The organism is Pseudomonas fluorescens NCIMB 11764, from assembly GCF_000293885.2.
GTDB classification, from domain to species: domain Bacteria; phylum Pseudomonadota; class Gammaproteobacteria; order Pseudomonadales; family Pseudomonadaceae; genus Aquipseudomonas; species Aquipseudomonas fluorescens_B.
On the sequence record NZ_CP010945.1, the window covers coordinates 6469065 to 6482860 of the forward strand.

Here is a 13796-nt window from a genome sequence, read left to right on the forward strand (position 1 = left end):
CGGGTTTACGGCAATGCGACATATAGCGTCGCAAAGGCGCAGTTTAAACCGGCGGCACAGGTTATAGGCAGGCTTGTGAAGCGGTGCGGTAATTATGTACCGCACGCCATGCTTCATCGTCTGTTTTGCTGCGCGTCCATCCAAACGCTAAGGGATTAGCGCAATGACCCAGCATCACCCCGAGCTCACGGCTCAGCCAGACACGCATTTTCAGCATGTATTCCACAATCTGCCCGATTGGGTAATAACAGCATCGCCCGCCACCCGGCGCGCGCTCAAGAGCGCACCGCTGGATATTCCTGGCTGGCACACCACAGCAACCCGCCAGCAGCATGAGGCACTGAAAACAGCCAACACGCACTACCTGACCCAGCGCAACCACCTGGAATCCATGCTGGATAAATTGCAGAACGCCCGGGACTTTGCCGAACCGCTTCTGCAAGACGCATTGAGAACCCGGTACGGACTGGAACTGGACGTCAAGACGACCTTCCTGCGCCTGTACATCCCGCAGACCATTCCATGGTTCCCGATCAAGACCGGTGCAGCGCGCACCTGGACGGTATCGCTGCTCGACGCCGTCCTGCACAACTTTCAGGAGTCGGAAACCGAAACCGAGGCCTACGAATCAGCCTCGACGTTCATCACCGAACCCTCGCCCACGGGGCAATTCGAGACATTACCGGCGATCAAGCGCCAACTCTCCATTCAGCATTTCACCCGGTTATGCAGGGAGCTGGATATCGGCGCTCGATACGAGACATACCTCAAGGAAAACCTGGGATTTACCAACCCGGTGGCGGCTGCCGTGTTGAGGTCGAGCGTGATCAAGACACACAAGGCCGCCCTGCTTTCAGCCCTGCAACTGGCCCAGCTCCGGGCCGACCTGCCGCAGGACGCCTGTCAGTCGATTCTCGACATTCTCGAGGGCCGGGAAAACGTGGGGCTGGACAACTGGCGACTGCACTGCCACGACCTGAAAATCATGTCTTCATTGCTGACGGGCATCGTCATTTTCGCACCGAGGCTTGAGCTCACCGCCCAGCGCTCACGGATCATCGCCTACATCCCCGACGATCCGGAACATCCGCTCAAACAGTACCCCGACACCCTGGCGTTCATGACCGAGCTGACCCGCAAACTGCGCGCTCCGGCTTATCAGGCGTTCTTCAGCCGGTTCATCGATCATCAGGAACGAGGACACTTTTTCGCCGACCTCAACAGCCGTCTCAGCGCGGTCACCTGGCATGAACACCAGCGCGGTGATCCGCTGCCGAGCTGGCGCGATACCCCCATCGACACGCCCAACCTGCAGTTCTCGGTCAGTCAGATCAGTCACGACCTGGGGACACACCTCTACCAGCAGCAACTGAACAAGATCCTCAATGACGGGCGCACGCTTGCGGTCTCTACCGCCAGTGCCGACCGAGCGGCACGGTGGGCGGCATGGGACGCCTTCAGCAATATCGCCAAAAAGATCCTTGAAGTGGCGTCGTTCGCTGCCCTGCCTTTTGTTCCGTTTCTGGGCGAGATAATGCTGGGCTACATGGCCTACCAAGTGCTCGACGACGCCTTCGAAGGCATCATTGACTGGGCCGAAGGCCTGAAAACCGAAGCGTTCGGGCACTTGATGACGATCGTTGAGACGGTGGTGGAACTCGGCACGTTCGTGGTGGGCGGCGCCATGGCAGCCAATGCGTTCAACGGCCTCATGTCTCGCGAGGCGGTGACGCTGATTTCCCCGCTCAAACCGGTCGAAACAGCCCCAGGCAAAACCCGATACTGGAAACAGGACCTGACCCCTTACGAACAGTCTGTTGATTTGCCGGACCCTGCCCCACGCGATCATCTCGGTTTATATCAGCACGAGGGCAAAACCCTGGCTCGCGTTGAAGACAAGCTCTACTCGGTCAAGCTGGACAGCAAGACTGGCCGCTTTCAGATTCAACATCCGAACCGGGCCGATGCCTATCAGCCCGCTCTGCGCCACAACCATCATGGCGCCTGGCAGACCCTGCTGGAGCGACCGCTGACATGGGACCGGGAAACCGTACTGCGCCGACTTGGCCAGAGCGTCGAGTCGTTCAACACTGCCGAGCGCGAGCAAATCCTGCAGATCAGCGGTTTTCACGACAACGTGCTGCGCGAGATGCATGTCGAGAATCAGCGCCCGCCTTCGCTTCTGACCGACACGATCAAGCGCCTCAACATCGACCGCGACATTCAGGCACTGGTCGAGCAGACCGGCAGCGAACATCCCGATCGCTATCAGGCGTTGAATCAGCGCTCATCGTTGTTCCAGTCTCGCTACCGCGAACTCGAAAAAACCGACGACCGCCATGTTCAACTGCTGCAAGGCGAGGTGCGCGGACTGCCCACGGATATCGCGCAAGAACTGGTGAGCAACGCAACCGGCACCGAGCTGAAACAAATGCACAGCGGGCGCTTGCCGCAACGGCTCAAGGATGTAGCACTGAAAGCCATGGACGCGGTGCGTGTCGCCAGAGCCTACGAGGGTTTTTATCTGGAGGGCATGGAAACGGCGGATACCCATCGTCTGGCCCTGCACACGCTTGAGTCACTGCCCGGCTGGCCCGCTCGCCTGCGCATCGAGGTCAGGGAGTTTTCCCATGAAGGGACGTTGCGCGACAGCATCGGCGAACCCGACGCGCCCCTCCTCAGGACATTGGTGTACGCCGAGGACGGCACTTACAAGGTCCATGACAACACTGAACTGCCGGGCGACTTTTATCAGGCCATCCTTCAGGCATTGCCTGAAACGGAGCGCAACGCGATGGGCCTTTCTGTCGACGACGGGCCGATACTCAAACAACGCATTGTCCGGCAAGCACAGCACAAACCGGAGTTGCGCGCGCTTCTGGCCAAGCACCCCAACCGAAAACCCTTCTATGACCCGACGACCATGCGCCTGCCCGGAGGAACGGCGGGTTACCAACGCATCGGTCGCCCGACACCGACACTCAATGACAGGGTTCGCGAGGTGTATCCAGGCCTGCGCCAGGATGAACTCAGCGCCATCGTTGCCCGCTTGCAACGCCACCCCGATGGTGCTCGCGTGGAGCTTTCGCGCCTGCGCAATGAAATGGAACGGCTGCACGAGGATCTGGGCCGCTGGATAAACGAAGCGCCCACCGTGCACCCCGAAACCAGGCTTCCACTGAGCGAGCTGGAACAACAGGCCCAGCAGCACAACCGACGGTTGCTGGCCCAGGAAATCCAGCGCAGCTGGCGCAGACTGTCAGACCGGGACCTGGGCGCTGCGGACAGCAGTGACCGATACATACTGCGGTTCGCGGAACCGATTCTGGGTGATCTGCCGGTTCTGACGGCGGACTTCAGCCACGTTTCCCTGCTGGCCCTTGAAGGCAGTCGTGCAGAGCAAGGCATTCACGGGTTTCTGCAACGTTTCAATGACCTTCGTCGCCTCGATTTGCGCCAGTTTTCGATGACCACCCTGCCCGAGGCGATTCCACGGATGGCCAACCTCGATGCGTTGCTGCTCAACGACTGTGCAATCACGTTCGATGCCGCCACCTGGACAAGGCTGACCTCATTGAAAAAACTGGTGATGCTGGACCTGTTCCGGAACCCATTCACCACGACACCCAGCATCGAGTTCATGCCGGAACTGGTGCACCTGGACCTGAGCGAAACAGGTCTGACGGAATTCCCCGCCAGCGCCATCACGCACCCCAAGCTCGACGCGCTCATGCTGATCGACAACCGAATCACCGAGCTGCCTGCCGGGTTGTTCGAGAGCAAGGTCTACGACAAGCGTGGCATCCACCTCGCGGACAATCCGCTCGTCGACAGCGATCGACATCTCATCAAGCTGCATTACCTCGAAACCTCATACGATCTGGGTGTCTATGCCCCCGAGGCAGATATCGTGCGTGTCAGGGCGCTATACCCGAACATGGAGATCGAGCAGGCGAGCGATTTCGTCTACGAATTGCCGGGAACCCTGGAGGATGGCCGGGTAGAACTGACCAGGCTGGAAACAGAGCTCGCTCAATTGAGCAGCGACCTGGCGGCATGGACCACCGACCTGCCGCCGCTTCACCCACGCACGGGCGAACCGTTCAACGAGCGCCAGGTGTCTGCCGAGCACGCCAACCGCAATGAATTCATGCAAACGCTGCAGCAATGCTGGCGGCATCAGAGCGAACTGGACGACTTCAATGAAGCGCTCGAGCCCACGTTTGATCTGATCATCAGTTCCCGGATAACGGGAGAGCTGCCCACCCTCAGCGCCGACTTCAGCCATGTCTCGACGCTGGAACTGCAAAGTGTCGATGGCGTGACCCGGATCGGCCACTTTCTCGACGCCTTCCCCAATCTCAAAAGCCTGAGACTGCGTGAGTGTGACCTCGGCACCCTTCCCGAGGCCGTGTTCAAGATGGGTCGACTGCGGTCACTGTCACTGTCTGACTGCCGCATCACTTTGTCAGCGGAATCGGCAAACGCATTGGCGGGAATGGAGCAGCTGGACTATCTGGACCTGAGCCTCAACCCTTTGGGTCGAGCGCCCGATCTGAGTCAAATGAAGGAGCTCTCGACCGTCCTCCTTGCCGAGACCGGCATCACCGAATTGCCCCGTGGCCTGCTGCAGCTGGAGGAACTGGATTGGGCCGACCTGAGCGATAACGCCATCACCGACATCCCGAGCGACATCATGGAAGTGCCCGTGGAAGTGGCAGAGAACATCAGTCTTCGAGGCAATCCTTTTTCCGAGGAAAGCGTGTTACGGCTGATCGACTACTACCAGAGCACAGGCACGGATTTCGGTGTGGAAGAAGTGATCAATCGAGGTGAGATTCAGGTTTCATCCACGGAGGGGTCCGAAGTCGACGAGTAAGGCCGCCGTCAGCCTCGTTCCGATGGCACCGACGACAACTCGAACGGACTGCTGCTGCGCCGCTGGTTGCGATCTTCCCGCGGCGTGGCGCCGAAGAAGTTGCGGTAGGCACTGGAGAAATGCGGCCCCGAAGAGAAGCCACACGACAGGCCGATCTGAATGATCGACTTGCTGGTTTGCATCAACATCTGCCGGGCCTTGTTCAAACGCAGTTCCAGGTAGTACTGGCTCGGCACCCGGTTGAGGTATTGCTTGAAGATGCGCTCCAGCTGCCGACGGGACACGCACACATGCTGGGCGATTTCGTCGGTGGTCAGCGGTTCTTCGATGTTGGCTTCCATCAGCAACACCGCTTGGGTGAGCTTCGGGTGGCTGGAACCGAGGCGGTTCTGCAGCGGAATGCGTTGGCGCTCGCCGCCTTCGCGAATGCGCTCGACCACCAGCTCCTCGGACACGGCGCCAGCGAGTTCGGCGCCGTGATCACGGGCCAGCACGGCCAGCAACAGATCGAGAACCGACAGACCGCCGCACGCGGTCAGGCGATCGCGATCCCAGTCGAACAGGTGACTGGTGGCGATGACTTTCGGGAAACGCTCGGCGAAATCGTCCTGCCAGCGCCAGTGCACGGCAGCGCGATAACCGTCGAGCAAACCGAGTTGCGCCAATGGGTAGACACCGGCCGACAGACCGCCAATCACGCACCCGGCACGCACCAGTTGTTTCAGCGAACTGCTGAGCGCCGGCGCAAGTGCGGTCGGCGGCTCATCGGCGAGCAGGAACAGTTTCTGGAAATGTTCGAGCTTGCCGGCCCAGGGTTCCCCCGGCAATTGCCAGGCGCCCTCGGTCGGCGGTTCGGCCTGCAAGAACGACAGTTCGTAGACCACGTCCGGATGCACACGCTGGGCAACACGCAAGGCCTCCTCAGCCAGCGCAAGCGTCAGTGCTTTAGTGCTGGGCCAAATCAGGAAACCAATTCGATGGGCAGTCATGGCGGGCAATCCGAAACGAAAACAGTGATGAAGGCATGGGCCAATGCTAGCCCGTAAATGAACGCATATCTCAAAACCAGCACAGATCAAACTGTGGGAGCTGGCCTGCCAGCGATGGCCGCGTGTCGGTGCCAGATATGTAAACTGTCCCACCGCTATCGCTGGCAGGCCAGCTCCCACAGGGATCGGAGCCGGCCTTCAGGTTGCGAAGCATGCACTATCCCGGTGCGCAACGGGAGTTCGGTTTACTTCAGGCTGCCCGAGAGGAATTGTTGCAAGCGTTCGGACTGTGGATTGACCAGCACCTCACGCGGGTTGCCGCTTTCTTCGACGACACCTTTGTGCAGGAACACCAGTTGGTTCGACACTTCACGGGCGAAGCCCATTTCGTGCGTGACCACCACCATGGTCCGGCCTTCCAGCGCCAGGGCCTGCATGACCTTCAGCACGTCGCCGACCAGTTCCGGGTCGAGGGCCGAGGTCGGTTCGTCGAACAGCATCACCTCGGGTTCCATCGCCAGGGCACGGGCAATCGCCACGCGCTGTTGCTCGCCGCCGGACATGTGGCCCGGGTAGGCATCCTTACGATGCGCCACGCCGACCTTGTTCAGGTAGTGCTCGGCTTTCTCGCGGGCTTCGGCCTTGGACATGCCGAGCACGTGGACCGGCGCTTCCATGATGTTTTCCAGCGCGGTCATGTGCGACCACAGGTTGAAATGCTGGAACACCATCGACAGGCGCGAACGCATGCGTTGCAGCTGTTTCGGGTCGGCGGCCTTCAGCGCGCCGTCCTTGTTGGCCACCAGTTTCAGCTCTTCGTTGTTGAGCAGAATTTTGCCCGCGTGCGGCTGCTCCAGCAGGTTGATGCAGCGCAGGAAAGTACTTTTGCCGGAGCCACTGGAGCCGATGATACTGATCACATCACCAGCCGCCGCTTTCAGGGACACGCCCTTGAGCACTTCGTGACTGCCATAGCGTTTATGCAGGTCTTGGACTTCAAGTTTGTACATGCGGTCGGTTCTCACAAAAACAGTCAGTCAGTCGTTGAGCAAGCGCCCGTGACGCAGCGCTTCGCGCCCCGCCACCTTGGCCAGCCAGAAACCGGGTTGGGCATAACGCAGCCGTTCAATGGCAAACAGCACCCCGGACGTACCAGCACACACCGTGCTGACCCGATCCGATAACGGATCGATCACTTCGAAAATCTCGTCGCCGGCTTCGATCCACTCACCGGGTTTACGCAAGAAACTGATCACGCCCGGATGCGGCGCGAACAGCAATTCGGTGCCTTCGAACGGCATGCCTTCGCAAGCTTCTTGCGCCGGTTTCGGCCATTCGCCGCTGATCAAGCCTTGTTCGGCGAGGAACGCCAGAATGCCTTCGGCGTAAGCCTCGGCATCAGCGCGACCGGTGTCGGCCTGACCACCCAGTTCAATGGTGGTCGCCAGGCAGGCCAGCGGAATCTGCGCGTCCGGGAACTGACGCGACAGACGCAGCCACGGCAACGAGCAGGCTTCGTCGAAGGAACTGCCGCCGGAATCTTCCGCCAGCAGGCCCACTTTCACATTCAGGTGCGCGGCAAGCGAACGCCATTGCGGCCAGTGTTGCGGCAAGGCGTACATATGCAGCGCAGCTTCGGCGTCGCAATGCAGATCCAGCACGACGTCGGCGGTGCAGGCGTGGCTGAGCAGCACGCGCTGCATGCCTTGCAACTGGCTGCTCGCCTCAGGCAATGCGGCCAGATGATCGCTCATGGCCTGACGGATCAAGCGGATATTGGCATGTGGATCGTCGCCCAGATGCCCTTCCAGCTCAGCGGCCACCGGCGCGCTCAGCTCGACGAAATCCCGGTTGAAATTCTTGCCGCTGCCCGCTTCGAAACGTCCTTGATGATTGCCTTGCAGCAGCTGACCGAGGCCCAGTGGATTGGCCACCGGCACCAGCTCGATCACGCCGTTGAGCAAGCCCTTGGCTTCGAGTTCGGTCAGGCGTTTTTTCAGCTCCCAGGCGGTGCGCATGCCCGGCAGTTCATCGGCGTGCAGGCTGGCCTGGATGTAAGCCTTGCGCTCGCCGCTGCCGAAGCGGAACACCGAAATCTGGCGTTCGCTTCCGAGGTGGCTCCACGGCAATGGATGATCGATGCGTTCCATATCAGTGCTTCCGCGGGGCCAGATAGCCCAGCCAGCGGCGCTCGGCCAGTTTGAACAGCTTCACCAGAATGAAGGTCAGGCACAGGTAGAACACACCAGCGGTGATGTAAGCCTCGAACGGCAGGTAGAACTGAGCGTTGACCGTGCGCGCGGCACCGGTGATGTCGATCAGGGTCACGATGGAGGCCAGACTGGTGGTCTGCAGCATCATGATCACTTCGTTGCTGTACTGCGGCAGCGCACGGCGCAGGGCCGACGGCAGCAGGATGCGTTTGTACATCTTGAAGCGCGACATGCCCATGGCCTTGGCCGCTTCGATTTCACCGTTCGGCGTAGCGCGCAGGCTGCCGGCGATGATTTCCGCGGTGTAGGCGCTGGTGTTGATCGCGAAGGCCAGGCACGCACAGAACGTCGCGCTGGACAGCCACGGCCACAGGAAGCTTTCGCGTACCGCTTCGAATTGCGCCAGCCCGTAGTAGATCAAAAACAGCTGCACCAGCATCGGCGTGCCGCGGATCACGTAGGTGAAGAGCCAGGCCGTCATGTTGACGGCTGCGTTCTTCGAGACGCGCATCAGGCCCAGCGGCAAGGCCGCCAGCAGACCGAAAAACAGCGACAGCGCGAGCAATTTGAGGGTGGTCACCAGGCCGCCGAAGTACAGCGGCAAGGCCTCCCAAATGACGTTGTAGTCGAAGATCATAGATCAGCCGCCCTTACGCCTACCGAGTAGCGCTTCTCAAGGTGACGCAATGCCAGCAACGAGACACTGGTGATCACCAGGTACATCGCCGCCACTGCGAGGAAGAAGGTGAAAGGCTCGCGGGTGGCATCTGCCGCCTGCTTGGCCTTGAACATCATGTCTTGCAGTCCCACCACCGAAATCAGCGCGGTGGCCTTGGTCAACACCAGCCAGTTGTTGGTGAAGCCCGGAATCGCCAGACGAATCATCTGCGGCACCAACACCCGGAAGAACACCTGAAAACTGCTCATGCCGTACGCCATGCCGGCCTCTGCCTGCCCCTTCGGGATCGCCATGAACGCGCCACGGAAGGTTTCCGACAGGTACGCACCGAAGATGAAGCCCAGGGTGCCGATACCGGCGGCCAACGGGTTCAGGTCGATGTAATCGTCATAGCCCAGCATCGGCGCGACGCGATTGAGCAGGTCCTGACCACCGTAGAAAATCAGCAGGATCAGCACCAGGTCGGGAATCCCGCGGATGACCGTGGAATACAGATCGCCCAGCCAGGCCAGCCAGCGCACCGGGGAAAGACGCAGCGCAACGCCGATCAGCCCCAGAAGGATGGCCAGGGCCATGGACGACAAGGCGAGCTGAAGCGTCAGCCATGCGCCATCGAGGATGACAGCCCCGTAGCCTTTCAACATGATTCAGGTCCTCGAAAGTTGGGATGAAAAAATGGCGCAAACCTCAGAGATCCTGCTGCTTGCGCCATTTCGGACTTGTCGCCTGGACGTGTTACTTGCCGTAGATATCGAAGGCGAAGTATTTGTCCTGGATCTGCTTGTACTTGCCGTTCTCGCGAATGGCGGCGATCGCAGTGTTGATCTTGTCTTTCAGCGCGTCACCCTTGCGAACCGCGATACCTACGCCGTCGCCGAAGTATTTGACGTCGGTGAAGGCCGGGCCAACGAAGGCGAAACCTTTGCCGGCGTCGGTTTTCAGGAAACCGTCATCCAGCAGCGTAGCGTCTGCCACGGTGCCGTCGAGGCGACCGGCAGCCACGTCGAGGTAGATTTCGTTCTGCGAACCGTACGGCTTGATCTCGGCACCCAGCGGGGCCAGGACTTCGCGGGCGAAACGCTCGTGGATCGAACCACGTTGCACGCCGATGTTCTTGCCCTTGAGCTCGGTCAGGCCTTCGCTGACTTGAGTGCCGGCCTTCATGACCAGGCGAGCCGGGGTGTTGTAGTACTTGTTGGTGAAGTCCACGGACTTCTTGCGGTCTTCAGTGATCGACATGGACGACAGGATCGCGTCGATCTTGCGCACTTTGAGTGCCGGGATCAGACCGTCGAACTCTTGCTCGACCCAGGTGCACTTGACCTTCATCTCTTCGCAAAGGGCGTTGCCGATGTCGTAGTCGAAACCAACGATGCTGCCGTCCGGTGCCTTGGAAGCGAACGGAGGGTAAGCCGCTTCGATACCGATTTTCAGAGGCTTTTCATCGGCGAAGGTTGGCAGAGACAGCACGGACAGTGCCAGGGCGCCAAGCAGCACGAGTTTCTTCATCTTGGGACTCCATCGGTAAAGGGCTAAAACGGCAGAGTGAGCGACAGCCCAATATGCGGATGAGTGGAACCGGAAAGCGTTGCTGCGTCCTACAGTGCGTGTGCGAATTTTCAACACAGGCAACGACGAGCGAGTGATCGGCATTCTAACGACAGGCCCGAAGCCGATATTTCTTCAATGCGACAACAAATTACAGAAGCACCGAGAAAGCCGTTTGGGCACGTTGACAGCCTTGCAATTTCATGCAAGAGCAAAAGACAGTGAACCGATCTATATTGCAAATTGCGGGCCTATTATTGGCAAAGCCTTCTAATCCGGCAAGCGTAGCGTGGGTTCTTATTTTTTTGCCGAGCTGAAACGCACCGTTGCAGGCTTATGGCGTTTCTCAATGCCCCGTATCGGCGCGAGCGGTTACACATTCGGTTACTTGAAGGGTGGCGGGTAACAGTGGGAAATGGCCTACGGGTGAAGCCGATAATTATTGGTTGATGTTGATTGGGCGCCTGACAGATCGCCATCGCTAGCAGGCTAGCTCCCACAGAGGAACTGCGCTCGATGCACATTGTGAATCCACCGGAGATCCCTGTGGGAGCTAGCCTGCTAGCGAAGAGGCCCGGTCAGGCAATACAAAATCCGCAGACAAAAAAAACCCCACCAGGCTCAACACCTGGCGGGGCTTCGATGACTCGGAACGTTACTTACGCAACATTCATCGTCTTGTGCGTATCAATCAAATGCTGCACCACACCTGGGTCCGCCAGGGTGGAGATATCCCCCAACCCATCGTATTCGGCCGTCGCAATCTTGCGCAGGATCCGGCGCATGATTTTGCCCGACCGCGTCTTCGGCAGCCCCGGCGCCCACTGAATCACATCCGGCGAAGCAATCGGGCCGATCTCTTTACGCACCCAGTTCTTCAGTTCCAGACGCAATTGCTCGCTCGTCTCTTCGCCAGCGTTCAGCGTCACGTAGACATAAATGCCCTGCCCCTTGATGTCGTGCGGCACGCCGACCACGGCAGCCTCGGCGACTTTCGGGTGAGCGACCATCGCGCTTTCGATTTCGGCGGTGCCCATACGGTGGCCGGACACGTTGAGCACGTCGTCCACGCGACCGGTGATCCAGTAGTAACCGTCTTCGTCACGACGCGCACCGTCACCAGTGAAGTACATGCCACGGAAGGTCTTGAAGTAGGTATCGACGAAGCGGTCATGGTCGCCGTACAGCGTGCGCGCCTGACCCGGCCACGAATCGAGAATCACCAGGTTACCCTCGGCCACGCCTTCGATGATGTTGCCCAGGTTGTCGACCAACGCCGGCACCACACCGAAGAACGGACGCGCCGCAGAACCCGGCTTGAGGGCGTGAGCGCCCGGCAGCGGGCTCATCATGTTGCCGCCGGTTTCGGTCTGCCACCAGGTATCGACGATCGGGCAACGGGACTTGCCCACATTCTTGTAGTACCAGTCCCACGCTTCCGGGTTGATCGGCTCACCCACCGAACCGAGCAGGCGCAAACTGCTGCCATCAGCACCTTCGACAGCGGCCTGACCCGACGCCATCATCGCGCGAATGGCGGTTGGCGCCGTGTAGAGAATGTTGACCTTGTGCTTGTCGACGATCTTCGCCACCCGGGTGATGTCCGGGTAGTTTGGCACGCCTTCGAACAGCAGCGTGGTCGCGCCGTTGGCCAATGGGCCGTAGACGATATAGCTGTGGCCGGTGACCCAGCCGACATCGGCGGTGCACCAGTAGATTTCGCCCGGACGGTAGTCGAACACGCGCTCATGGGTCATGGCCGCGTAAAGCAGGTAGCCGCCGGTGGTGTGCTGCACGCCTTTAGGCTTGCCGGTGGAGCCGGAGGTGTAAAGGATGAACAGCGCTTCTTCGGCGCCCATCTCTTTCGGCGCGCAGACACTGCCCGCCACTTTCATCAGGTCTTCAAACCAGATGTCGCGATGCTGGTTCCACTTGATGTCGCCACCGGTTCGCTTGCACACGATGACTTTCTGGATGCTGCTGGTTTCCGGGTTGGTCAGCGCGTCGTCGACGTTGGACTTGAGCGGGATCTTCTTGCCGGCACGGATGCCTTCGTCAGCGGTGATCACCACTTTGGATTTGCAGTCGATGATGCGACCGGCCAGGGCTTCCGGCGAGAAACCACCGAACACCACCGAGTGAATCGCGCCGATCCGGGTGCAGGCCAGCATGGCGACCACGGCTTCGGGGATCATCGGCATATAGATAGTCACCACGTCGCCGCGGTGCACATCCTGGCCGCGCAAGGCGTTGGCGAACTTGCAGACTTGTTCGTGCAGCTCGCGGTAGGTGATGTTGCGGCTTTCGGCAGGGTCATCCCCTTCCCAAATGATCGCCACTTGATCGCCGCGCTCGGCCAGATGACGGTCGAGGCAGTTGTAGGAAACGTTCAGGGTGCCGTCGGCGAACCATTTGATATCGACATGGTGGTCGTCGAAGGACGTCTGCTTCACCGTGGTGAAAGGCTTGATCCAGTCGAGGCGCTTGGCTTGTTCGCGCCAGAAGCCGTCCGGGTTGACGACGGACTGCTGGTACATCGCCTTGTAGGTCGCCTCGTCAGTCAGCGTATTGGCCAGAACCTCGGGACGAACGGGATACAGGGAAGCCGCACTCATCTTTCTTACCTCGGTGGAATAGTTGTTTTTGTATGACCCCAGTTGTAGCCGGGCCGGGGCTATAGAACCATTCGACGATGGTAGTAACAAGCCCCTACAAATTATCGTGATAAGCCTCTCAAACACACCGCAACCCCTGTGGGGGCGTGGCTTGCCCGCGAAGAACGATCACGCGGTCTACCTGAAAAACCCCGTCGAACGATCACCAATAAGCCGGCCATTACGAATGCTATTCCGCGATTGTTACGAAATCTGTCAAAGGTGTTTATCAAAACCCCACCTATATGAACGCCGCCCCCACGCCTAAAATCAGCCTCGCCAACAAGGCAAACCCTGATTAACCAAGTTGCAGCCCCCACGAAGGCAGTTAATCAAAAAACACCGGTAATCAAGTTCCACACGCAACCCCAAAAAGGTTGCGTGACCCCACTCGACCTCTAAAAGGTAAAACCGAAATGAAAGCTTTATTAGTTCTGGCCCTCTCCAGCCTGTGCGCAACCGCCATGGCAGACGAGGTCCCGACTGATGTCGCACAGCAACAACCGGCCATCGAGGAATACACTTACTCCACTCACCTGGACATCGCCAAAGTTATCTCCATGAGTGAAATCCCCAATGTGTGCGAAGTGGTCCCCATGAAAATGGAATACGACGACTCCAAAGGCCAACGCCACATTCTGCGCTACAGCATCATGGGTAACGGCTGCTCCAACGGCTAATCACCCGCACTCCCCTTTAACGGTTCGACCCACCCGCCCGCTGTACAAGGCAGATGAAGCGCCGAACCGTAAAGATCGATTATATCGATAGCTTCAAGCGTTTATTTGCGCTTTTTAATCAAATTAGTCGGCGTAGTATGAATTCCACACCAAG

At 59.3% G+C, this 13796-nt stretch carries 9 protein-coding genes; 2 read left to right on the top strand and 7 right to left on the bottom strand.

The features are described 5' to 3' along the window. Nucleotides 1-163: 163 nt before the first annotated feature. Nucleotides 164-4879 carry a dermonecrotic toxin domain-containing protein gene (locus tag B723_RS29415; protein ID WP_017340225.1) on the top strand — a complete coding sequence of 1572 codons (4716 nt, stop codon included), beginning with the start codon at nucleotides 164-166 and terminating at the stop codon, nucleotides 4877-4879. A gap of 8 nt (nucleotides 4880-4887) precedes the next feature. Here B723_RS29415 and argR read toward each other — a convergent pair whose 3' ends face one another. The 7 genes from argR to acs form a co-directional block, all read right to left on the bottom strand. Further along, complete coding sequence (argR, locus tag B723_RS29420; protein WP_017340226.1) at nucleotides 4888-5868, bottom strand: transcriptional regulator ArgR; 981 nt, start codon at nucleotides 5866-5868, stop codon at nucleotides 4888-4890. Nucleotides 5869-6113: 245 nt separating this feature from the next. After that, nucleotides 6114-6878 carry an ABC transporter ATP-binding protein gene (locus tag B723_RS29425; RefSeq protein ID WP_008154324.1) on the bottom strand — a complete coding sequence of 255 codons (765 nt, stop codon included), beginning with the start codon at nucleotides 6876-6878 and terminating at the stop codon, nucleotides 6114-6116. Nucleotides 6879-6905: 27 nt separating this feature from the next. Beyond that, complete coding sequence (locus B723_RS29430; protein WP_017340227.1) at nucleotides 6906-8018, bottom strand: M14 family metallopeptidase; 1113 nt, start codon at nucleotides 8016-8018, stop codon at nucleotides 6906-6908. 1 nt (nucleotide 8019) lies between these two features. Further along, nucleotides 8020-8718: an ABC transporter permease gene (locus B723_RS29435; protein ID WP_017340228.1), complete on the bottom strand. Its 699-nt coding sequence runs from the start codon at nucleotides 8716-8718 to the stop codon at nucleotides 8020-8022. Next, on the bottom strand, nucleotides 8715-9404 hold the full coding sequence (locus tag B723_RS29440; RefSeq protein WP_017340229.1) for an ABC transporter permease: 690 nt from the start codon (nucleotides 9402-9404) through the stop codon (nucleotides 8715-8717). The genes B723_RS29435 and B723_RS29440 overlap by 4 nt, the downstream gene beginning before the upstream one ends. 91 nt (nucleotides 9405-9495) lie before the next feature. Next, entirely contained in the window at nucleotides 9496-10269 is a 774-nt protein-coding gene (locus B723_RS29445; protein WP_010457256.1) for an ABC transporter substrate-binding protein, read from the bottom strand. A 698-nt stretch (nucleotides 10270-10967) separates the two neighbouring features. Beyond that, nucleotides 10968-12923, bottom strand: coding sequence for an acetate--CoA ligase (gene acs / locus B723_RS29450; protein ID WP_017340230.1), 1956 nt, complete (start codon nucleotides 12921-12923; stop codon nucleotides 10968-10970). A 455-nt stretch (nucleotides 12924-13378) separates the two neighbouring features. Between acs and B723_RS29455 the strand changes: the two genes are divergently transcribed. After that, nucleotides 13379-13642: a DUF2790 domain-containing protein gene (locus B723_RS29455; RefSeq protein WP_017340231.1), complete on the top strand. Its 264-nt coding sequence runs from the start codon at nucleotides 13379-13381 to the stop codon at nucleotides 13640-13642. The last annotated feature ends 154 nt before the right edge of the window (nucleotides 13643-13796 follow it).

Excerpts from the sequence above, each read along its gene's own strand:
- B723_RS29415 (WP_017340225.1), top strand. The coding sequence starts at position 164 with ATGACCCAGCATCACCCCGAGCTCACGGCTCAGCCAGACACGCATTTT.
- argR (WP_017340226.1), bottom strand. The coding sequence starts at position 5,868 with ATGACTGCCCATCGAATTGGTTTCCTGATTTGGCCCAGCACTAAAGCA.
- B723_RS29425 (WP_008154324.1), bottom strand. The coding sequence starts at position 6,878 with ATGTACAAACTTGAAGTCCAAGACCTGCATAAACGCTATGGCAGTCAC.
- B723_RS29430 (WP_017340227.1), bottom strand. The coding sequence starts at position 8,018 with ATGGAACGCATCGATCATCCATTGCCGTGGAGCCACCTCGGAAGCGAA.
- B723_RS29435 (WP_017340228.1), bottom strand. The coding sequence starts at position 8,718 with ATGATCTTCGACTACAACGTCATTTGGGAGGCCTTGCCGCTGTACTTC.
- B723_RS29440 (WP_017340229.1), bottom strand. The coding sequence starts at position 9,404 with ATGTTGAAAGGCTACGGGGCTGTCATCCTCGATGGCGCATGGCTGACG.
- B723_RS29445 (WP_010457256.1), bottom strand. The coding sequence starts at position 10,269 with ATGAAGAAACTCGTGCTGCTTGGCGCCCTGGCACTGTCCGTGCTGTCT.
- acs (WP_017340230.1), bottom strand. The coding sequence starts at position 12,923 with ATGAGTGCGGCTTCCCTGTATCCCGTTCGTCCCGAGGTTCTGGCCAAT.
- B723_RS29455 (WP_017340231.1), top strand. The coding sequence starts at position 13,379 with ATGAAAGCTTTATTAGTTCTGGCCCTCTCCAGCCTGTGCGCAACCGCC.